This is a genomic window from Hymenobacter sp. 5317J-9 (assembly GCF_022921075.1).
Classification (GTDB): domain Bacteria; phylum Bacteroidota; class Bacteroidia; order Cytophagales; family Hymenobacteraceae; genus Hymenobacter.
The window spans coordinates 4,795,413-4,817,028 of sequence record NZ_CP095050.1; the positions used below are offsets into that span (position 1 = coordinate 4,795,413).

A 21,616-nucleotide genomic window follows, 5' to 3' on the forward strand; every position below is an offset into this window, starting at 1 on the left:
GTATTCAGAACGTCATGCAGAGCGCAGCGAAGCATCTCGCGTGCAGCAACAAATCAATTACTGTTAGTCGTCATTAATTAGTAGTAGCACGCGAGATGCTTCGCTGCGCTCTGCATGACGTTCTGGCTACGCCGTTACGGCCGCGGCTTCCACCACTTTGCCAAAGCCAAAGTACTCACTGGCGTTACCATAGCAGATGTTTTGCACCGTGCGGCCCAGCAGGTCCATATCGGCCGGCAACTCGCCGTTTTCCACGTCGTTGCCCAGCAGGTTGCAGAGCACGCGGCGGAAGTACTCGTGGCGCGGGTACGAGAGGAAGCTGCGCGAGTCGGTGAGCATGCCCACGAAACGACTCAGCAACCCCATGTTGCTCAAGGCGTTGATTTGCTTCTCCATGCCGTCCTTCTGGTCGAGGAACCACCAGCCGGAGCCGAACTGAATTTTGCCCGCCACCGAGCCGTCGTTGAAGTTGCCAATCATTGTGGCAATGAGCTCGTTGTCGGCCGGGTTGAGGTTGTAGATGATGGTTTTCGCCAGCTTGTCCTGCCCGTCGAGGCAGTCGAGGAAGGTGGAGAGGGCGCGGCCCTGCGGGAAGTCGCCGATGCTGTCCCAGCCCGTGTCGGGGCCCAGCTCGCGGAGCATGCGCGAGTTGTTGTTGCGCAGCGCGCCGATGTGGTACTGCTGCGTCCAGCCTTTCTCCCAGTCCATCACGGCCAGCAGCACCAGCATGGCCGATTTGAATTTGAGCACTTCATCGGCAGCCAGCTCGGCACCGCCGCGCACTTTCGAGAAGATGGCATCGATTTCCGACTGGGTGTAGTCGGCGGCATAAATCTGCTCCAGGCCGTGGTCCGACAGGCGGCAGCCCACGCTGGCGAAGAAGTCGTGACGCAGGCGCAAGGCCTTTTCCAGGTCGGCAAACGTGCGGATATCAACCTCAGCCGCGGTGCCCAGCTTGTCGAGATACTGGTTGTAGCCGCTGGCCGATTCCGGCGCCATGGCCTTGTCGGCGCGGAAGGTGGGCAGCACGCGCACCGCGAAGCCCGAAGCGGCCAGCGCCTGATGATGCTCCAGCGAGTCGGCGGGGTCGTCGGTGGTGCAGAGGGTTTCCACGTGCATCATGCGCAGCAGGCCCTGCACCGAAAATTCGGGAGTTTGCAGCTTGGCGTTGCACTCGTCGTAGATGCGGCGGGCGCTGTCCTTATTCAGCAGCTCCGTGATGCCAAAGTAGCGGCGCAACTCTAGGTGCGTCCAGTGGTAGAGCGGGTTGCGCAGGGTGTAGGGCACGGTTTCGGCCCACTTCTCAAACTTCTCCCAGTCCGACGCGTCGCCGGTGATGTAGCGCTCGGGAATGCCGTTGGCCCGCATGGCGCGCCACTTGTAGTGGTCGCCGTAGAGCCAGATTTGGGTGATGTTCTCGAACTGCTTGTCCTCGGCTATCTGGTCGGGCAGCAGGTGGTTGTGATAGTCGATGATGGGCATCTGCTTGGCATACTCGTGGTAGAGCGTGCTGGCCGTGGCCGTTTGCAGCAGGAAATCGTCGGAAAGAAAGGGCTTCATAAGCAGCGTAGGATAGGATGGGTGGGAACCCTGGAAGGTGCGAATGCTCAGAAAATCGAAGGTAGGCCGGAGCCGCGCCCGCAACCATCATGCAGCCTCCTGATTTGGGTATTTATTAGCGAAAACGGTTGCGTAAATAATTTGTGTAGTCGGTAGGGGAACAGACCGTCATGCTGAGCGCAGCCGAAGCATCTCTCCCGCTTCGTTGCAGCGAAGGGATTACTCTCTTGGTAGAGATGCTTCGGCTGCGCTCAGCATGACGGTCTTTTTGCTTTTGTTCTTACAAGCTCACCCCGCGCTTCCACGGAATGAAGTCGGTTTGGTCGTGGCGCACGGCGGCCACTTCTTCGCCGCTGGCCACGCGGATGACGTAGTCGAGAATGCGCTCGCCGGCCTGCTCGATGGTTTCTTCGCCGTCAATCACCGTTCCGGTGTTCACGTCGATGATGTCGGGCATGCGCTTGGCGAGGGCCGTGTTGCTGGCCACCTTGATGACCGGCGCAATGGGGTTGCCGGTGGGCGTGCCCAGGCCGGTGGTGAACAGCACGATGTTGGCCCCCGAGCCCACTTCGGCGGTGGTCGATTCCACGTCGTTGCCGGGGGTGCAGAGCAGGTTCAGACCGGGCTTGGTGACGGGCTCCGGGTAGTCGAGCACGGCCACTACGGGCGAGGAACCGCCCTTGCGGGCCGCGCCGGCCGATTTCATGGCGTCCGTAATAAGGCCGTCGCGGATGTTGCCCGGCGAGGGGTTCATGTCGAAGCCCGAGCCCACGGCTACGGCGCTGTCGCCGTAGGCCTTCATCAGGCTGCTGAACCGCTCGGCCACGGCGGGCTCCACGCTGCGGTCCACCAGTTCCTGCTCCACGCCGCACAATTCCGGGAATTCGGCCAGAATGACCGAACCGCCCAGCGCCACCAGCATGTCGGACACGTGGCCCAGGGCCGGATTGGCCGAGATGCCGGAGAAGCCGTCGGAGCCGCCGCATTCCAAGCCGATGTTCAGGGCCTTGAGCGGCGCGGGCTCGCGGCGGGCCTGGTTGGCAATCATCAGGCCGGCGAAGGTTTGGCGCAGGGCCGTGCTGATGAGGTTTTCCTCGGTGCCGAGCTTCTGCTGGTCAAGAATGTAGAGGGGCTTGCTAAAGTTGGGGTCGCGCTTGGCAATTTCCTCCTGCAGCATGCTGGCCTGCGCGTTTTGGCAGCCCAGGCTGAGCACGGTGGCGCCGGCCACGTTGGGGTGCGTGATGTAGCCGGCCAACAGGCCGCACAGCGACTGGGCATCTTGTCGGATGCCGCCGCAGCCGCCCTCGTGCGAGAGGAAGCGGATGCCGTCCACGTTCGGGAACGGGCGCGAGCTCTGGGCCACGTCCTCCCCTGCCGCCAGGTCGGCGCTCAGGATTTCTTCCACCGACTTGCCGGCCTGTAGCAGTTCCAGCAGCTTGCGGGTTTCGGGCTGGTAGTTTTTGCGGCGCTCGTAGCCGAGGTCGGTAATCAGGGCGTCTTTCAGCACCTGGATGTTGCGGTTTTCGCAGAACACCAGCGGAATCACCAGCCAATAGTTGGCGGTGCCCACGCGGCCGTCGGCGCGGTGGTAGCCCAGGAAGGTGCGGTCTTGCCAAGCCGATACGTCGGGGGCCTGCCAGGCGGCGCGCTGGTGACTTTGCTCGTCGTAGCTGTTGGTGGCGTGCTGCATGTTGGCCGTGGTGAGGCGGCCGCCGGGGCGAATGGCTTCCTTGGCTTTGCCCACCAGCACGCCGTACATCGTCACGGGCTCGCCGGCGTTCAGGCCCAGCGGCGTGAGCTTGTGCTTGGCCGGAATGGCTTCGGCGGTGGTCACGTAACCGCCTTCCCAAGGCACTTCGGTGCCGATGGGCAGGTCGACGAGGGCAACAAGAACGTTATCGGCTGGGTGAATGCGGGCAACTTGGTGTTTCATAGCAGTCATATTCAAAACGGCCAATACTAATTAGCGAGGGCTGTTTTTTTGGTGAAAAACGCCGCCAGGGTGCCCGAGGCACCTTCTTCCACCAGCTGGTTCAGGTAGCGGGTCACGGTCTCGGCAAAGCCGGGCAGGCGGGTGAGGTCCTGGCCCCACAGCACGGTGTTGCGCAGCGCCGTAGTAGTCAGCTCCTCGGGCGAGAGGCGGGCCCACAGGTCGGCGAAGTAGCCGGCGCGGTCGTCCGTGATGGTGTAAGGCTCGCCGTTGGCTTCGCCCTGGCCCACGCCCGGCGCCGAGGCCGTATTGCGCATAAACAGCAGGTAGGCCGCGAAGCCCAGCGCCATGTAGTGCGGCACGGCATTATGCGTCTGGTAGTAGTGCAGCAGCGTGGGCACGTTGCGCATCTGCATCTTGGCAGTGCCCTGCATGGCAATGGCCAGCCAGCGGTGCTCCAGATAGGGGTTGCGGAACCGGTCGAGCACCTGCATGCCGAAGCGCTGGCCCACTTTCTCGTCTACCTGGTACGGAATGCCGGGCAGCAGGTCGGCCAGCATCAGGTTGTGGATGAAGCGCGCCAGGTCCTCGTTGTCAAGGGCCTCGCGCACGGTAGTGCAGCCCACCAGGTGGGCCAGGGCGTAGCTCAGCGTGTGCGTGCCGTTGAGCAGGCGCAGCTTCAGCTCGCGGAACAGGGTGATGTCGGGGCGAATGACCACGCCTTTGGCCACGGAGTGGAACGAGAGCACTTCGCGCACCTTCTCGCCGCCTTCAATGGCCCAGAGCGCATAGGCTTCGCTCATGGTCAGCAGCTCGTCTTTGTAGCCCAGCTCCTCTTGCAATTGGGCATAGAGAGCCGGCTCGGGGCGGCCGGGCACAATGCGGTCGACCAGCGTATTGCAGAAATGGTTGGCGGCTTCAAGCCAGTCGATGAAGGCGCTGCCCAAGTCGTTGCGGTGGGCCAGCTCCAGCACAATGGCCTCCAGCTTGCGGCCGTTGTCGGGAATCAGTTCGGTGGGCACAATTACCAACCCGCGGTTCACGTCGCCGTTGAAGGCCTGAAAACGGGTGTAAAGCACGGCCAGCAGCTTGCCCGGAAACGACGACGGCGGCGTGAGGTGAATGTCCTCGTTCACCAGCTGAATGCCCACTTCGGTGGTGTTCGATATCACTACCTGCAGGTCGGGGCTGGTAGCAAACTTTAGCACGTCGGCCCACTGGCTTTTGGCCGAGAGCACGCGGCTGATGCTGGCGCACACCACGTTTTCTTCCACCGGCTTGCCGTCTTCCACGCCGCGCACGCACACCGTGTACAGGCCGTTCTGGCGCTCGAAGGCCGTGGCGTCGCCGCCGTCGGTGCTTTTCACCACCACCACGCGGCCGTTGAACACGCCCTGGCGGTTGGCCTCGTCAATCATGAAATCGGGCAGGCCGCGCAGCAGCACGCCGGTGCCAAACTGCAGCACCTTCTCGGGCAGGTCAAACAGGTTCTTGGCGGGCCAGGCCACTACGGCGCCACCCGAAGCCGGGGCGGCCAAAGCCAGCGGTTGATTCAAAGTGTCCATCGGAATGGAGTTGGAATAAAGACGGGGTGAATAAATTGGGCGTAACGAAGCTAGGGCAGCGCTTTAGGGCTTCTCTCCCGTACTCACCCGTTTCTGCCAGGCGGGGTAATCCTTTTCGAGGAGCTTGGCAGGCCAGGTGCCGGCGTAGAGGTAGCCGGCGCGGCGCTCGTTTTCAATCTCGCTGAGCTGATAATGCACCTTGCTGTCGCGCCCCACGTAAATCGGGCGGTCGGTATCGAGCTCGTAAAACCGGGCCCAGAGGGTGGCGCCGGCTTCGGGCACTATCACCCGGTCGCGGCCCGATTTTTCGCCAGGCGCCGCAATTTCCTTCATCGTGTAGCCGGTCAGCTTCACTTTCTGGAACCAGGCCACCGCGCTTTCGATGGCCTTGCGCACGGCCGGCGAGGGCTGCTCCACCCCCATCAGAAACCGCACAATTTCCACCGACTCGTCGCCGCTCAGCGAGGCCAGCTCGAAGGCGCGGGCTTTGGCCGGTTGCAGGGTTTTCTCGTCGTACTGCGCACACCAGGCCGTGGGCTGGCCCTGGCGCACGTACTGCGTTTTCAGGATGCAGTCGATGCCGCGCTCTACCGCCGCTTTGGCCTGCGGCACCAGCGCCGCGTCGAGGCCGTTGTACGGGGCCTTCTGCTGGCTTACTTCGCGCAGCACCTGCAGCACGCGCACCATGGCGTTGTCGTTGTAGGTAATCTGGTGGCGGTAGTTGCTGAAATCGGGGTAGTACTGCGGAAAGCCGCCGTTGGCGTACTGCATTTTCAGCAGGTAGCGAATGCCGCTTTCGGCGCCTTGGCGGTAGGCCGGGTTGTTGGTTTTCTGGTAAGCCCGGGCCAGGTAGATGATTTCGCGCGAGGTGGCGTTGTTGTCAATCGTGGCATCGTTGCGGTCTTTGTTGGCCAGCGTGCGGGCCCGGTCGGCCGCGCTCATGGGGTGCTTGTAGTCCACCTTCTCGCTGCCCACGGCTTTGGGCCAGCCGCCCACGGTGCGTTGGTACACCAGCATTTTTTCGGCCGTGCTATCCTGTAGCGCGGCTTGGGGCTGCGCCACGGGATTGGCCGTAGTGGCAGGGTCGGTGCCGGGGGTGCTCACGGTCTCGGCGGTGAGCGTTTGGCGGGCGCAGGAGGTGCCCACGGCCGTAGCCGCCAGCCCGCTCAAAAGCAGCAATAGTCGAAGCATGGTGTAGCCAGGGAGGGAAAATTCCCGGCGGCAGGCGCAGAACCTGCTGGGCCCGCCGCCGGGGTTAATTAGTAGCCGAAGTTTTGCTTCAGGGCCGGGTCGGCGCTGATGGTAGCCTGCGGGATGGGCAGCAGCTCCTTGCCACGGCCGGGCACGTATTCAGCTGCCAAGCCCGAGCCAACGCTGGTCACGCTGGTGGTGGCGCCGGGCAGCGTGTACACCGTGCCCGAGGGCTTGGTGTTGGCCACGTAGCTCGCGTCAATGGCCTGGCGCCAGTTCACGCGGGTGGTGCCGGCCGGGGCCGTGTTGGGCGTGGGCGAAGGCCGGTAAAACGAGCGCACCCACTGAATGGGCTGCACCGCCAGCGAGGGGCCGGTGGGCGTGCGGTAGTACTGGTACAGGGGCACGTTCTGGTAGGGAGGCAGGCCCTGGGCCATCTTCTCGATGTTGGTCTTTACTTCGGCCATTTTGGTCTCGAAGAGGTTCCAGCGCAGCAGGTCGTACTTGCGGATGCCTTCGCCACCGAACTCGATGTAGCGCTCGTTCACGATGGCGTTGAAGAAGCTGGCCTTGCTGGTCAGGCTAAAGCCAGCCTGTGCCAGGGTCGAAGCAGCCAGGGCGCGGTTGCCGCCAAAGCCGCGGGTGCGCACTTCCATGAAGGCATCCTGGGCCGCCTGGGTGGGGGCGCTGTTGAGCTCGTTCTCGGCCTCGGCAAACATGAGCAGCACGTCGGCGAAGCGGATGATGGGCCAGTTGTAGTCGAGGTAGTTCACCGAGCCCGTTACGGGCGGGATGTGCCAGTCGCGGCGCCATTTGCCGTCGGTGGCCGAGTTCAGGGCCACGCCAATCTGGAACGTGCCGGTGCTGGCAATGCCGTAGGTGGTGATGGTCACGTCGCGGCGCGTGTCGGTCGAATCGAAGGCGTAGAAGTAGGGCGGCGCAATGGTCACGGCGCCCTGCGTCGAGCCGTAGATGCTGGACGGGTTTTGCAGGCGCGGGCCGTTGTAGTAGCCAATCTTGCTGCCCGAAGCGCCCGTGGCCGTGCCCATGCCCACCTGGAACATGATTTCGTTCGAGCTCTCGTTGCGCAGCTCATTCATGCTCTTGAACACTTCCAAGAAGCTCGGGTTCAGGTTATGCTCCAGGCGCGCGGTGGGCGTCATCAGTTCCGCGCACTCCTGACGGGCAATGCGGTAATAGTCGAGGTAGTCGGCGGGGCGCGTCATCTGGTTGCCCTGCAGCGAGTAGCCGCCACGATACATGGCAATGCGGGCGCGCAGGGCCTTGGCGGCGCCCTTGGTGATGCGCTCGTTGGCCGCACCGGCCTGCGAGCGCCAGGGCAGCAGGTTTTCGGCCACCAGCAGGTCGTCGACGAGCTGCTTCAGCGTGGCGGCGCTGTTGGAGTTGGGCAGGTTGAAATCCTGGCCCGACACGGCCGGCGTGAACTGCACGGGCACGTTGCCCCAGTTGCGCACCAGCTCAAACAGGTACTGCGCGCGCAGCGTGAGGGCTTCGCCGTGCAGGCGCTTCAGGGCGGCAATGTCGGTGGCGCTGCCGCCGGTGTAGAGGGCCATCTTCGGAATCTGGTCGATGCAGATGTTCGAGCGCTCCACGCCCTGGTACAGCTGGTTCCAGGGGTTGTTGATTTCGGTGTTGTTGGGCAGGGCCGTGTAGCGGGCTATGCTGCGGCGGGCGCCGTCGGCGGCCCCGGCCGAGCCAATCAGCTCGTCCGAATCCAGCGGGTAGTACATGCTGATGCGCGTGCCGTAGCCGTTGTCGCCCGACAGCGGGTCGTAGGCGCCGATGACGGCCGCCGTGGCACCGCTCACGCTGCTGAACGTGTACTCGGTGGTGTTCAGCGCCAGGGGCTCCACTTCGAGGTAGTCTTTGCACGAAGACAGCAGCCCGCCGGCACCGGCCAGGACCACCGCGGCCAGCGCAACCCGGCCAAAAGAATGAAACGATTTCATATAGTTGAGGCGAAAAACGGGTGGGAATTAAAGCGACAGGTTCACGCCGAAGAGCAAGGCGCGGCTGCGGGGGTAGGCGGCGTAGTCCACGCCCGGCGTGAGCGGGGTGGCGCGGCGGGTGTTCACCTCCGGGTCGTAGCCCGTGTATTTGGTGAAGGTGTACACGTTGTTGGCCGTGAGGTAGAAGCGCAGGCTCTGAATCTTGGCGCGGCCGGTCAGTGCCTTGGGCAGGGTGTAGCCCACGGTGATGTTGTTCACGCGCAGGAACGAGCCGTCTTCCACGGCCCAGGAGTGGAACACCAGGTTGCGGGTGGGCGTCCAGATGTTGGCGTTCTGGTTCACTTCGTTCAGGCGGGCAATGGTGGTGATGGGCGAACCATCGGCCTCGATGATGCGGTAGCGGTTGCCCATGATGCCCAGCACGTTGTTGAAGGCCGTGTTGGCGGTGTTCGACGTGAACTCAATCTTGTTGGCGTTGTACACGTCGTTGCCCAGCACGAAGTTCAGGAACACGCTGGCGTCGAAACCTTTGAAGGTAAACTGCTGGTTCAGGCCGCCCACCATTTTGGGGTTGGCGTTGCCAATCACCGTCTGGTCGTTGGCGTCAATCTTGCCGTCGCCGTTCAGGTCCTTCAGCTTCAGCAGGCCGGGGCGGTAGGCGGTTTCACCGATGAGGCCCAGGTTATCCACAAATTTGATGTCGGTGCGGGGCGTCCAGGAGGTGGCGATGCTGCTGGTGCTCGTGGTGGGGGGCACGTAGCCCGAGAAGTCGTTGGCAGTCAGGTAGCCGTCGGTCACGTAGCCGTACATCTCACCCACGGGCCGGCCCACGCGGGCCAGGTAGTCCTGGGTGAGGGCCGTGCCGCCCCAGCCCGAGGTGATGCCGAGGATTTGCTGCTGGTCGCCGCCGAGGCTTTCGATGCGGCCGCGGTTAAACGAGGCGTTGGCCGTGGCCGTCCAGGTGAAGCTCTCGTTGCGAATCACGGTGCCGGTCAGCTGCAGTTCGAGGCCCTTATTCGAAGTCGAACCCACGTTCTGGAGCTGCGTGGTGTAGCCCAGGAAGGCCGGCACCGGCTTGTTCAGCAGCAGGTCGCTGGTGGTGTTGTAATAGGCGTCGGCCGTGAACTGCACGCGGTTGTCGAGCAGGGCCACGTCGATGCCGATGTTGCGGGTCGTGGTCGATTCCCAGATGAGGTTGGGGTTGGCCAGGCCGGTGGCCGCGGCGCCCAGCACCAGGGTGTGGTTCAGCGCATAAGGGGCGCTGCCGGCCTGGAACAGCTGGTTGTAGAGGAAGTCGTTGATGCGGTTGTTGCCGGCCTGGCCGTAGCTCAAGCGCAGCTTCAGGTCCGTGATGGTGGGGATTTCCTTGAAGAACTCCTCACGCGAAATGCGCCACGCGGCCGAAGCGCCGGGGAAGAAGCCCAGCTTCTTGCCGGGGGGGAATTTCGACGAGCCATCGACGCGGAACGTGCCCGTGAACAGGTACTTGTCGTCATAAGAGTAAGTCAGGCGACCGAAGCCCGAAAGCTGGCGGTAGTCGGCCGGAATGCTCGTCTGGGGCAGCACGGGCTGGGCCGTCTGGCCGGCCGGAATCACGCCCTGGTTGATGTTGGCCAGCGCGCGCTCGGCGGTGATTTCCAGCGGCAGGAAGTTGGTTTGGATGTAAATCTGGTCAGCCCGCTGCTGGTAGATTTCTTCGCCCAGCAGCACGCCGCCCGAGTGCTTGCCGCTCTTGAAGCTGTAGTCCAGCACGTTCGAGTTGTTGAGCGTGGCCTGCTTGGTGACGGTGAGCGTGGCGAAAGGCAGGTTGGAGTAGCCCCCCGAGGGCGAGCGCAGCGTGGGCGAGTACCGGCCGTTGAACGTGCCCAGGTTGATGTCGGTGATGTCGAAACCGGCCGTGGTGCGGAAGGTCAGGCCTTTCACAATCTCATAAGAAGCGTTGGCGCCGATGTTGATGGTGCGGCGCTTGTCGTTGCGGTATTCGTTGTCGATGGTCACGATGGGGTTCACCAGGCCCGAGAAGTCGGCCACGTCCGAGTCGAACACGGCGGGGTCGGGCACGAAGCCGTCGGGACGGGGCACCAACAGCGGCTGGTACTGCACGGCGTTGCGCAGGCGCGAAGTGGTGTTCGAGCCCGTGGTGGAGGTGCCGGCGCCCATGGTGCCCTGGTCGTTGTAGCGGGCGTTCAGGCCGATGCGGAACTTGTCGCTGGCCTTGGTGTCGAAGCGGAAGTTGAGCAGGTTGCGCGAGTAGTCCGAGCCGCGCTGAATGCCCTGCTCGTCGTTGCGGGTGAGGCTGAGCGAGTAGGTGGTGCCCTTGGCGCCGCCGGCCACCGACACGTTGTGCGTCTGTTGGAAGGCGTCGCGGCCAAATACCTCTTTCTGCCAGTTCACAAAGGGGGCGTTGCGGGCACGCAGCAGCGTGTCGCTGTTGAAGTTGGTGCTGCCGTACAGGCTCTTGAACGTGGGCAGGCCGCCCGAGACGTTGCCAATCACGCGCGAACGCTCGTACTCGTAATTCAGGTAATCCTGGGGCTGCAACACGTCCAGCGTCTTGGCAATGCGGCGCACGCCTGCAAAGCCGTTGTAGCTCACCACCGTGCGGCCTTCGGTGCCTTTCTTGGTGGTGATGATGATAACGCCGTTGGCGCCGCGGGCGCCGTAGATGGCCGTGGCCGAAGCGTCCTTCAGCACGTCGACGGAGGCGATGTCCTGCGGGGCAATCACGCTCAGCGCGTTTTCAATCTGAATGCCGTCGACCACGTACAGCGGCGAGTTGTCTTGGGTAATGGAGCCCCCGCCGCGCACGCGCACCTGCACGTTGAGGTTGCCGGGGGTGCCTTCGGCGCTGGTCAGCTGCACGCCGGCCAGGCGGCCGGTCAGGGCTTCCGCGGCCGAGTTCACGGGCACGTCCTTGATTTGCTGCGCGCTCACCGACGATACCGAGCCGGTGACGTCGCGGCGCTGCACCTCCTGGTAACCAATTACCACTACGTCTTCGAGCTGCTTGCTATCGGAAGCCAGCGTCACGTTGATGGTGGTTTGGTCGCCCACGGTTACTTCTTTCGACGTGAAGCCCACGAAGCTGAAGCGCAGCTTGGCCGTGGCGGCCGTGGCAGCGGGCAGCGAAAGGCTGTATTCGCCGTTGACGCCCGTCGAGGCGCCGTTGGTGGTGCCCTCCACGAGCACAGTCACGCCCGGCAGGCCCTCGCCTTCCGCCGACTTCACGACGCCCTGTATTTGGCGGCTTTGGGCCATGGCCAGCCCGATGCTCCCGAAAAACAGGAGCCAGACCAGGAGAAAATGTTTTTTCATGAGTGAAAAAATTGGGGTGGGAGTTTTTTTAAAGCTTGTTAGCGCAGGGCCTCGAGGGGCACGGCGTCCATGTCGGTGTATTCGCGGTTTTCGCCGGCCATGCCCCAGATGAAGGCGTAGTGGCTCGAGCCGCAGCCGGTGTGGATGGACCAGGGCGGCGAGAGGATGGCCTGCTCGGTGCTCACCCACAGCGGGCGCGTTTCGGTGGGCTCGCCCAGCAGGTGCAGCACGCGCTGGCCGGCGGGCAGGTTGAAGTAGAGGTAGGCCTCCATGCGGCGGTCGTGGGTGTGGCTGGGCATCGTGTTCCACACCGAGCCCACCTTGAGCTGGGTCAGGCCCATCACCAGCTGGCAGCTGGGGATGCCTTCTTGGTAGATGTACTTGTAGATGGTGCGCTCGTTGGCCGTTTCCCGGGCGCCCATTTCCACCGGCGTGGCTTCGGCCTGCGTGCGGCGCGTGGTGGGGTGCACCGCGTGCGCCGGGGCCGAGAGCAGGTAGAACTTGGCCGGCTGGGCCGCGTCCGCGCTGGCAAAAACCACTTCCTTCGAGCCCATGCCCACGTAGAGGCAGTCCTGGTTATTCAACTCGTACACCGTGCCGTCCACCGTCACGGTGCCGGCCCCGCCCACGTTCAGCGCGCCCAACTCGCGGCGCTCCAGGAAGAAATTGGCTTTCAGCGACTCCGGGCAGGGCAGCGTGAGCGCCGCGCCGGTGGGCTGGGCCCCGCCCACCACCATGCGGTCGTAGTGCGTGTAGGTCAGTTCGATTTCGCCGGGCGTGAAGATGTTCTCAATCAGGAAATGCTCCCGAATGCCGCTCGTGTTGAGCGTGGCCGTTTCGCGGGGGCCGATGGCAAAGCGCTGGGTCATGTTGTAAGGGTTGAGTTTTGAATGTTGAGGGTTGAGTTGTTCGGGTTTTTTTTCCTGAAATCAGGGGTGGTTTTTGATTCAAAACTCAGCCCTTAAAACTCAACCCTTCACTTACCGCCCCATCCAGCCGCCGTCGACGGTGAGGATGGTGCCGTGCACGTAGTCCGAGGCGGCCGAGGCCAGGAACACGGCCGGGCCGGCGTAGTCGGTGGGCAGGGCCCAGCGGCCGGCCGGAATGCGCGCGAGAATGGCGGCGCTGCGCTCCTCGTCCTGGCGCAGGGCGGCCGTGTTGTCGGTGGCCACGTAGCCGGGGGCAATGGCGTTCACGTTCACGCCGCGGCCGGCCCACTCGTTGGCCAGCGCCTTCACCAGGCTGCCCACGCCGCCCTTGCTGGCGGCGTAGCTCGGCACGTTGATGCCGCCCTGAAAGGTGAGCAGCGAGGCCGTGAAGATGATTTTGCCCGAGCCGTTCTGCAACATCTGCCCGCCAATGGCGCGGGCCAGGCGGAAGGGCGCGTCGAGGTTGATGCTCAGCACGGCGTCCCAGTCCTCGTCGGAGTGCTCGGCGGCCGGCGCGCGGCGGATGATGCCGGCGTTGTTGAACAGAATGTCGATGACCGGAAAGTCGGCCTGCACCTGCTTGATGAAGCCCTGCAGCTCCTCCAGCTTGCCGAAATCGGCCTGATAGCCGTTGTATTCGCGGCCCAGGGCCTGCACGGCCAGCTCCGTTTCGCCGCCCTTGGGCATGTGGATGGATACGCCAATGATGTCGGCGCCGGCTTCGGCCAGCCCGAGGGCAATGGCTTGTCCGATACCACGGTCGCAGCCCGTGACGAGGGCACGCTTACCAGCCAGGCTAAACGCAGAAGAGAATGCAGTCATAAAAGGGACAATGCGGAGAAGAAAAAGAGAAGAATTCAGCGGCACCAAGCGGTTGGCGCCGGTCTTGCTTCATAAATATTTCATGGCAGACCCGCCAAAAGCAAGAGTTGGACAATCTATTTTTGTGCAATCGTTGCCGGGAACGATGCCATACCAGGATTACGCCACTACATTCCGCCAAAAAACGCCTGTAAGGCCGCGAAACCATATCCTCACACCCCATTCTAACGCAAGGCCGCTTTATCAATAATAATTGCACTTTATTAATAAAACCAACTTTTATTAGCGTATTTAGCCATGTCGTGATTTACCAGCTGTGCCGGCCTGCTCCCGGTAGCGTCCCCGTCCTTCTGCCGCGCTAAAATCAGCTTGGGGATGGGGGTAGCACAGCCCCTGATGGGCTCAACTCACCTACTGCGGCCCCAGGGCGCCATACGCAACAGGCCCCGCTGCTGCGCCGGAGCGCACCAACGGGGCCTGTCCTGAAATAACGGACGGCAGCTATTCGCCGGCCAGCGGGTTCCAGTTGCCCAACACAGCTTCGCGGGTGTAGAAGGCTGCCTGCTGGGGCGTGAGCTGGCGGCTCCACAGAATGCGGGCCTTGGGGGCCGCGCCATCGCCGGTCGACTTGTATTCGGCAAAAAAGGCGTCCTGCTTGTTGCTTTCCTTGCCCCAGTGGTCCCAGCCTTTGGGCTTGATGATGTTGCTCAGCTCGCAGTTGAGGAGTACGGTTTTGCCGAAGGGTTTCCAGGGGCGGGCCAGGAAGTAGGAATCGGGCGGAGCCTCGCCGCCAATCTTGCAGCGCTGCAGCACGATGCCGTAGCGGATGCTGTCGGGGGTGGAGGCGGCGATGATGACCGTGCCGCCCGTTTTGCAAAACAGCGTGCACTCCTCAAAATAGGCCGTGGCCGAGCCCAGGATGTAGTCGGTAGTGCCCTCAATGTAGCAGTTCTTGTAGTACTGGCGGCTGCCGTAGCCGTACACGTACAGCGTGTCGCGGAAGCCCAGGAAGCGGCAATTCACGAACTTGGCGCGGTCGCCGTACACCCACATGGCCGGGCCCTGGCCCACGGTGCCGGCGGTGTTTTCGAAGGTGATGTTTTCGGCCGAGAAGTCGTTGCCAAATGCCCGGAACGTGGACGCCTCGGAGGTGCCCAGGGGCTCACCGTTGGCGGGGGTGCGGCCGTTGTAGTCGTCGAAGGTGAGGATGGTGGTGTTGAGGTCTTCCCCCATCAGCTTCACAAAGTTTTGCTTCTTGGCAAGGTTCAGCTTTTCCTTATAGATGCCCTTGCGGATGAAAATAATGATGGGCGTTTTGTTGTTGAGCGGCACCGCATCGAGGGCGGCCTGCACGGTGCGGAAGTTGCCGGAGCCGTCTTGCGCCACCACCACGGTTTTGGTTTGGGCGAAGCCGCTGAAGCCGGTCAGCAGCAACAGAAAGAGTAGAATTTTAGACATGAGCGGTGGGTGGGTAGGGAAAAGGCGCCGCGAGCATGTGGCCGCTGCAAGCAATGCGAATTTAGAACGATATTTTCGACCAGTCCAAATTAATAATCGCCCAAACACCTTATTTGACCATTCGACTACAAAATAAACCAATTTTTTCGCCATCAATCCCGCTTCTACCTTCCCTTTCTATCCGTCCTTTCGCAATAGCTTCCGTGGGCTGCGCCACCCAGGTATTTGGATTCTCGCCTTGGCCGTCTGCCCTCGACACACGAGTGGCCCGCTGGCAACTGCCAACGGGCCACTCCGGGAAAACCTTCCGATACCCGCTACGGCCCTACCAGTAAACGGTGTAGAGCACAGTGAGGATGGCCACAATGGCCATGGCGCCGATGGCAAAGCCGGGGGTGGTTTTGAACATGCTGCGGTCCACTTCCAGGCCATTGGTTTTTACGCCGCGGCTGGTTTCGAATAGACTGATGAGCACCATCATTACCACGCAGATGACGAACACGAAGCCCATGCGGTCAAGGAACGGGATTTCGTACACGCCTTCGGCGTTAGGCACCGCAAAGCCCAGCGGCGCCAGTAACTTCAGGCTCACGTAGTTGGGTAGGAACTTGAACATCACCGACAGCAGGAAGCCGCCCACGGTGGCAAACAGCGCCGCCGTGGAGGTGGTGCGCTTCCAGAAGAAGCCCAGGATGAACATGGCGAAAATGCCCGGCGACACGAAGCCGGTGTACTCCTGAATGTACTGAAAACCACCTTTCTTGTCGATGCCCAGGTGCGGCGCAATCAGCACGCCCAGAATCATGGCCACCACCACGGTGATTTTGCCCACGTTCACCAGCGTCTTTTCCGACGCTTCGGGGTTGATGACCTTCTTGTAAACGTCGAGCGTGAAGATGGTGGCAATGGAGTTGGCTTTGCCGGCCAGCGAGGCCACCACGGCGGCCGTGAGAGCGGCGAAGGACAGGCCCTTGAGGCCCACCGGCAAGATGTTGAGCAGCACCGGGTAGGCGCGGTCGGGGTTCAGGTCGGCACCGGCGCCGAACTCGGCGGCGCCGAACACGTCCTGCTTGTAGAGCACGTAGGCGGCAATGCCGGGCAGCACCACAATCACGGGCATCAGCAACTTGAGGAAGGCCGCGAACAGGATGCCGCCGCGGGCCGTGGGCAGGTCGGCGCCCAGCGCGCGCTGGGTGATGTACTGGTTGCAGCCCCAGTAGTTGAGGTTCACAATCCACATGCCGCCGAGCAGCACCGTGAGGCCGGGCAGGTCGATGAAGTTGGGGTTGTCCTTCTTGAAAATCATCTGGAAGTGGTCGGAGGCATTTTGCGTCATCAGGTTGAAGCCGTTGATGACGCCGGAGCTGCCGTAGTGCTCGGCCACCATGTTCATGGCCAGGTAGGTGGTGGCCAGGCCGCCCAGGATGAGGAAGAACACCTGAATTACGTCCGTAAAGCCAATCACCTTCATGCCGCCCAGCGTAATGATGACGGCAAACGCAGCCAGCGCATACAGGCAGAAGGTGAGGTTGAGGTCGGCGATGCTGCTGATGGCAATGGCACCGAGATAGAGAATGGACGTCAGGTTGACCACCACGTAGAGCGCCAGCCAGAAAATGGCCATAATCATGGCCACCGTGCCGTTGTACCGCTGGTTGAGGAACTGCGGCATGGTGAAAATGTGGTTCTTCAAGTAAACCGGAATGAAGAACACGGCCACGATGACCAGCGTGATGGCCGCCATCCATTCGTAGGTGGCAATGGCCAGGCCCATCTTGAAGCCTGAGCCCGACATGCCCACAAACTGCTCGGCCGAGATGTTGGAGGCGATGAGCGAGGAGCCGATGGCCCACCACGTGAGCGAGCCTTCGGCGAGGAAATAGTCTTTGGAGTCGCCCTCCAGGGTGCCGTCGTGGCCGGTTTTGCGACGATACACCCAGATGCCGTAGCCGGACACGATGAGGAAGTAGACGAAAAATACGATGTAGTCAATCGTATCGAGGGCGTGCTTGTTCATTGAAAAAAGCGGGAAGAAATTAAGGCGGTGCTCACCCCAGCGCCTGCGGGCGCAAGGCTGCCGAAGCTATGGAAAGGTAATGTTGCGCTAAAAAAACGGCTTCTGAAAGGAAAATCTTGGTTTTACTTCCGTAATCGTTCTCGAAACCGATGCCGATAGGTGGGCAACCCAGTGAGTCCTCGCTTACCCAGGCCTTAAAACAAAACCGGCCGGGAATCTCCCGGCCGGTTTTGCTTGCAGTCTACCTGCGGGCCTTACTTGCCCAGTAGCCAAGTGGCCAAATCCTTGCCCGCCTGGAAGTTCTGGAACGAAGCCGGAATCTTGCGGCCGTCCACGTACTCGTTGTACAGCCACGGGTCGCCGAGCAGGAACACCTTGCCCTTGCCTACCCGGGCCGTGGCCATGATGACCTTGCCGTTGTTGGTAACCAGCGGCTGAGCCGGCGCGGCCACCGACAGCACCGACAGCTCCTTCACGTAAGCCGTGCCAGCGTTTTTAAACACGGCTTTGCCCGAAGTCAACTCGACTTTGCCCTGCTCGAACTGGCTGCCCTGCACCATGTTCACGCTCTGGTCGGTGAACTGCACGCCGAAGTTTTTGGCCAGCTCATTGAAGTGCTTGATTTCGCAGTTGGCCGTGTCGTTGGCCAGCAGCACGAGGGTGCCGCCGCCCTTCACCCATTCGGTAATCACCTTGCCGTCGGCGGGCTGCACGTAGTTGGGCTTGGGCGACTCCTTGCGCGAGTCCGGGTCGACGATGATGTAGACGCTCAACGGCTTGAGGCTGGCGGCCGTGGGGGCCGCGGGCACGGCCACCGTTTTGGCGCCCAGTTCGCGGAACTGATTACCCCACAGCCAGAAGCCGCCGTGCTGGCGCTCTTCCCAGGTATAATGCCACTGCTCCTGCTCGCCCGTCACGGGGCTTTTGCGCATCTCGTGGTTGAAGTAGTAGTCCAGGCCCACGGTCTTGCCTTGACCGAGCTTGTCTTCGGCGGCAATTTCCATCTCGGTGCTGGCCAGGATGAAGGGGCCGACGCCCTTCAGGTCGTTTTTGCGCAGCGGCTCGCTCAGGTAATAATCGTAGGAGCCGTCGCGGTAGGGCTTGCCGCCCAGGCCGCCCACGCTCACCGTGCCGTTGAAAGCCAAGGCGCCATCGGCCTCGGTGGCCACGAAGGTTTTCAGCAGGCCTTCATAGCCTTTGCGGGCCACGTCGGCGTACTTTTTATCGAGGTAGCCTTTGCGGGCACCCTTGGCCAATGCGTACACAAACATGCTGCTGCCCGAGGCCTCGGCGTAGTTGCCCTTGCGGCCTTCCTGCGTCATCACCAGGCTCCAGGTGCCGGTTTTGGGGTCCTGGTACTTGGCCAGCGCGGGCGCCAGGCGCTGCAGGGCTTTGACGAGGGCCGGGCGCTGCGGATGGTTGGCGGGGAAATAATCGAGCACGTCGACCAGGGCCATGCTGTACCAGCCGATGCCGCGGTCCCAGAAGTTGGGGCTCTGGCCGGTGGTTTTGTTGGCCCAGGCCTGCTCCTTGCTTTCGTCGTAGCCGTGGTAGAGCAGGCCGGTTTTGGCGTCAACGAGGTGCTTCTCAATCAGCGCAAACTGCTTGGCCACGTCGTCGAAGCCAGCGGGCTGGTTAAATACCTGGCTGTACTCGGCGTAGAAGGGCTCGGCCATGTACAGGCCGTCGAGCCACATCTGGTTGGTGTAGATTTTTTTGTGCCAGAAACCGCCCTCTTTGGTGCGCGGCTGGCCATCAAGCTGCTTGCGCAGGTACTGCGCGGCCTTGATGTACTTGTCGTTGCCCGGCAACGATACCTGGCCCAGCAGCAGCAGCGCGTGGCCGGTGGTCATGTTGTCGAGGTTGTAGTCCTCCTGCTTATAGGTCCGGATGCTGCCGTCCTTCTGCACGAACTGGTCGAGGTCCTTCTGAATGTAGGTGAAGTACTTGGCGTCGCCGGTGCGCTGCCACACGCGCTCCAAAGCGCGCATCATCAGGCCCTGCTCGTAGTCCCAGCGGGCAAACTTGTTTTTGCCGATGACGATGGAATCCGGGTGCCAGCCGATGAAGGCATCGGCCATGCGCTGCGAGTAGGGCTTGGTGCCAGCCGTTTGGGCGCCGGCGGTTTCGCTGAGCAGCGCCAGTCCCAGCAGCGGCAGGAAAAACGAGGAGTTGAATTTCATATTATTTTCGAAACGAAACAGAACGTCATGCTCATCTGGCGTCCGCGCAGTCGAAGCATCTCTACCGCAATAGTAAACTAACCATTGAGTTACTGTTGCGGTAGAGATGCTTCGACTGCGCGGACGCCAGATGAGCATGACGTTTTTCTTGGTAAGAATATAGAGAATTAGCGCTGGGCGGTGATGACGGTTTTCTTCGCCACCTTGTCGCCGAGCTGCACGTCTTTCTTGGCCTTTTTGGTGTCGGTGTTGGTAAGGCGGATGTCTTTGCTGCGGTCGCCGGTCACGCGTAGCAGGAGCTCGGCGCCGTTGGCGTAACGAATACCATCCAGCGCTAGGTTGCGGCTGTTCTGCACCTCCATCACCGGGGCCGTATCGGCTGAAAGCAGGCTCACGTTTTTCAGGCGGATGTTCTCGGCCTCCTGGCACACGAGGCCCTTCTTGCATTCCAGTACGGCGTTCTCGATGCTGATGTCCTTGATGCTCATTTCGGGCAGGCCGCGCACCAAGATGCCGGTGGTGGCGCCCTTGCAGGTCACGTTTTTGATGCGGAAAGTTTTGAACTGTGGGGTGCCCTCGTTCAGCGGCATGGCCGCAATGACGGGCGGGGCAGTGCTCTCGCCGGCCATGGGCACGGGGTCCTTAGCGGCGTAGTACATGTCGAACAAGATGGCCTCGCCGGCAATGTCGGTCATGTCCACGCCGTCCACGAAAATGTTCTCGACCACACCGCCGCGGCCGCGGGCCGTTTTGAAGCGCAGGCCCACGTCGGTGCCCATGAAGGTGCAGTTGCTCACATACAGGTTGCGGGCGCCGCCCGACATCTCGGAGCCAATCACGAAGCCGCCGTGGGCGTGGTACACCTTCGTGTCGCGGATGATGAAGTTTTCGGTGGGCACGCCGCGCTTGCGGCCCTGCTCGTCGCGGCCCGATTTGATGCAGATGCCGTCGTCGCCCACGTCGAAGGTGCAGCCTTCCACCACGCCGTTGCGGCACGATTCCAGGTCCAGGGCGTCGGTGTTCTGGCCGTACCAGGGGTTCTTGGCCGTCACGCCGCGCAGGGTGATGTTTTCGCACAGCAGCGGGTGAATGGTCCAGGCCGGCGAGTTCTGAATGGTGAAACCCTGCAGCAAAATCTGCTTGCAGCGCGTGAGGCTGAGCATGTTGGGCCGCAGGTAGTCGCGCACGTCGTCGAAGTCGGCCGGGTTCAGGCTCTTGCGGGCCTTGCCGTCGGCGGCCAGCAGGTTGCCCTTCATCGACGCTGCCGACGGGTACCACATGTCCTTCTTCTCGCTCAGCACGCCGCCCGAGGCCACCAGCTTCTGCCACTGGGTTTCGTTGAGCTTGCTCTTTTTCACGGGGCGCCAGGCGTCGCCGGCCCCGTCGAAAGTGCCGCTGCCGGTGATGGCAATGTTGGTCAGGTCGACGCCCGAAATCGGGGCCTGGCTCCGGATGGCGTCCTCCCCTTCCCAGGTGGTTTTGATGAGCGGGTACTGGCTGCGGTCGGCCGTGAACTGCACCAGGGCGCCGGTGGCCAGGTGCAGGTTCACGTTGTTTTTCAGGGTGATGGGCCCCGTCAGCCACAGGCCGCGGGGCACCAGCACGGTGCCGCCGTTGGCGGCGCAGGCTTCGATGGCTTTGCGAAAGGCCTCGGTATTCAGCGTCTGGCCGTCGGCGACGGCGCCGTACTTGGTCAGGTTGAAGGTGTCCTTTTTGAACACCGGCTCCAGCACCACCGGCAGGTCGGCGGCCAGCTTGCCTTCGAACGGCGTGTGGCTGAGGTGGCTGGCCAGCCCCAGGTGCTGGGCCTGCACGTCCTGGGCCACCAGCTGGGCCACGCGGGTGGCGCCGTATTCCGAAAAGTGGGTGTTGTCGTTTTTGGCCGGCGGCACGGGGTTGGGCTGGTAGTAGCCGTTCTGGTAGCTCCAGAACAGCGGCCGCGTGCCCTGCTCGCCCATGGCCGAGTACATGGCCCAGCTTTTCTCGTGCAAGTCAATCAGCGGCACTTTCTGGGCTTTGGCCACCTCGCGCACCACAGCGGGGTATTCGCCGTGGTCGTCCTTGCGCTTGCCGGCGTCGTCGAAGTAGCGCCGGCCCACGGGCGTGAGCAGCACGGGGTTGGCGCCTTTGGCTTTGGCTTCCTGCACGAAACGGGTGAGGAACTGGCGGTACGTGGTTTGGGCCGGGGCCGAGCGCACGCTGTCGTCCACCTTCGAGTCGTTGTGGCCGAACTGGATGAACACCCAGTCGCCGGGCTTCAGTCCTTCGAGCACCTTGGCCCAGCGGCCTTCGCGGTAGAAGCTTTTGGTGCTGCGCCCGTTCACGGCCGTGTTGCGGATAACCACCTGGTGGTCGAAATACTGGCCAAACTCCATGCCCCAGCCGCGCTCGGGCTTGGCCAGGTCGGGCTTGTCGGACATGGTGGAGTCGCCGACCAGGAAAATCTGCGTTTGGGGTGCGGCCGCGGGCCGGAAGCCTACCGTGAGGCTGGTGGCCAGGCCGGCCAGCAGCACCGTCAGAGTTGCTTTCATGGGAATTGGGGAAAGGATATGAGCCCGGCGCAACGGCCCGGAACAAGGCGTGCGGGCAAGGTTGCCCTAACAATATTAGCCCCGTTCTCAACCGACAAGGCCCTGATTTTGGTCCGCAGTGGCCTTTTTTTTGCGCAATCGTTGC

Annotated in this window: 12 protein-coding genes; all 12 read right to left on the reverse strand. The window is 62.4% G+C overall.

All coding sequences use genetic code 11. From position 1 onward, the window contains the following. Nucleotides 1–126 precede the first annotated feature (126 nt). Complete coding sequence (gene uxaC, locus MUN81_RS20180; protein WP_245113797.1) at nt 127–1,560, reverse strand: glucuronate isomerase; 1,434 nt, start codon at nt 1,558–1,560, stop codon at nt 127–129. Nucleotides 1,561–1,840: 280 nt separating this feature from the next. Next, on the reverse strand, nt 1,841–3,493 hold the full coding sequence (locus MUN81_RS20185) for an altronate dehydratase family protein (protein ID WP_245113799.1): 1,653 nt from the start codon (nt 3,491–3,493) through the stop codon (nt 1,841–1,843). Nucleotides 3,494–3,519: 26 nt separating this feature from the next. Next, a complete protein-coding gene (locus MUN81_RS20190; RefSeq protein WP_245113805.1) occupies nt 3,520–5,055 on the reverse strand; it encodes a tagaturonate reductase in 1,536 nt (511 codons plus the stop codon). Nucleotides 5,056–5,118: 63 nt separating this feature from the next. Continuing rightward, on the reverse strand, nt 5,119–6,246 hold the full coding sequence (gene pelA, locus MUN81_RS20195; protein ID WP_245113806.1) for a pectate lyase: 1,128 nt from the start codon (nt 6,244–6,246) through the stop codon (nt 5,119–5,121). Between the two features lie 68 nt (nt 6,247–6,314). Beyond that, nucleotides 6,315–8,216 carry a RagB/SusD family nutrient uptake outer membrane protein gene (locus MUN81_RS20200; protein ID WP_245113807.1) on the reverse strand — a complete coding sequence of 634 codons (1,902 nt, stop codon included), beginning with the start codon at nt 8,214–8,216 and terminating at the stop codon, nt 6,315–6,317. A 27-nt stretch (nt 8,217–8,243) separates the two neighbouring features. Continuing rightward, entirely contained in the window at nt 8,244–11,531 is a 3,288-nt protein-coding gene (locus MUN81_RS20205; RefSeq protein ID WP_245113808.1) for a TonB-dependent receptor, read from the reverse strand. Between the two features lie 38 nt (nt 11,532–11,569). Further along, complete coding sequence (gene kduI, locus MUN81_RS20210) at nt 11,570–12,400, reverse strand: 5-dehydro-4-deoxy-D-glucuronate isomerase (protein WP_245113809.1); 831 nt, start codon at nt 12,398–12,400, stop codon at nt 11,570–11,572. A gap of 111 nt (nt 12,401–12,511) precedes the next feature. Next, on the reverse strand, nt 12,512–13,282 hold the full coding sequence (locus MUN81_RS20215; RefSeq protein WP_245113810.1) for an SDR family oxidoreductase: 771 nt from the start codon (nt 13,280–13,282) through the stop codon (nt 12,512–12,514). A 501-nt stretch (nt 13,283–13,783) separates the two neighbouring features. Next, on the reverse strand, nt 13,784–14,740 hold the full coding sequence (locus tag MUN81_RS20220; RefSeq protein ID WP_245113811.1) for a pectinesterase family protein: 957 nt from the start codon (nt 14,738–14,740) through the stop codon (nt 13,784–13,786). 325 nt (nt 14,741–15,065) lie between these two features. Continuing rightward, a complete protein-coding gene (locus tag MUN81_RS20225) occupies nt 15,066–16,757 on the reverse strand; it encodes a sodium/sugar symporter (protein WP_245113812.1) in 1,692 nt (563 codons plus the stop codon). A gap of 254 nt (nt 16,758–17,011) precedes the next feature. After that, nucleotides 17,012–18,940 (reverse strand): glycoside hydrolase family 88 protein, encoded by a 1,929-nt coding sequence (locus tag MUN81_RS20230; RefSeq protein ID WP_245113813.1) that lies wholly within the window; start codon nt 18,938–18,940, stop codon nt 17,012–17,014. Between the two features lie 167 nt (nt 18,941–19,107). Next, on the reverse strand, nt 19,108–21,471 hold the full coding sequence (locus MUN81_RS20235; protein ID WP_245113814.1) for a glycosyl hydrolase family 28 protein: 2,364 nt from the start codon (nt 21,469–21,471) through the stop codon (nt 19,108–19,110). Between the last annotated feature and the right edge of the window lie 145 nt (nt 21,472–21,616).

What these genes read in the sequence shown, in the direction of transcription:
- MUN81_RS20205 (WP_245113808.1), bottom strand. Translation starts at nt 11,531, where the DNA reads ATGAAAAAACATTTTCTCCTGGTCTGGCTCCTGTTTTTCGGGAGCATC.
- MUN81_RS20190 (WP_245113805.1), bottom strand. Translation starts at nt 5,055, where the DNA reads ATGGACACTTTGAATCAACCGCTGGCTTTGGCCGCCCCGGCTTCGGGT.
- pelA (WP_245113806.1), bottom strand. Translation starts at nt 6,246, where the DNA reads ATGCTTCGACTATTGCTGCTTTTGAGCGGGCTGGCGGCTACGGCCGTG.
- MUN81_RS20215 (WP_245113810.1), bottom strand. Translation starts at nt 13,282, where the DNA reads ATGACTGCATTCTCTTCTGCGTTTAGCCTGGCTGGTAAGCGTGCCCTC.
- MUN81_RS20235 (WP_245113814.1), bottom strand. Translation starts at nt 21,471, where the DNA reads ATGAAAGCAACTCTGACGGTGCTGCTGGCCGGCCTGGCCACCAGCCTC.
- MUN81_RS20225 (WP_245113812.1), bottom strand. Translation starts at nt 16,757, where the DNA reads ATGAACAAGCACGCCCTCGATACGATTGACTACATCGTATTTTTCGTC.
- MUN81_RS20220 (WP_245113811.1), bottom strand. Translation starts at nt 14,740, where the DNA reads ATGTCTAAAATTCTACTCTTTCTGTTGCTGCTGACCGGCTTCAGCGGC.
- MUN81_RS20230 (WP_245113813.1), bottom strand. Translation starts at nt 18,940, where the DNA reads ATGAAATTCAACTCCTCGTTTTTCCTGCCGCTGCTGGGACTGGCGCTG.
- uxaC (WP_245113797.1), bottom strand. Translation starts at nt 1,560, where the DNA reads ATGAAGCCCTTTCTTTCCGACGATTTCCTGCTGCAAACGGCCACGGCC.
- kduI (WP_245113809.1), bottom strand. Translation starts at nt 12,400, where the DNA reads ATGACCCAGCGCTTTGCCATCGGCCCCCGCGAAACGGCCACGCTCAAC.
- MUN81_RS20185 (WP_245113799.1), bottom strand. Translation starts at nt 3,493, where the DNA reads ATGAAACACCAAGTTGCCCGCATTCACCCAGCCGATAACGTTCTTGTT.
- MUN81_RS20200 (WP_245113807.1), bottom strand. Translation starts at nt 8,216, where the DNA reads ATGAAATCGTTTCATTCTTTTGGCCGGGTTGCGCTGGCCGCGGTGGTC.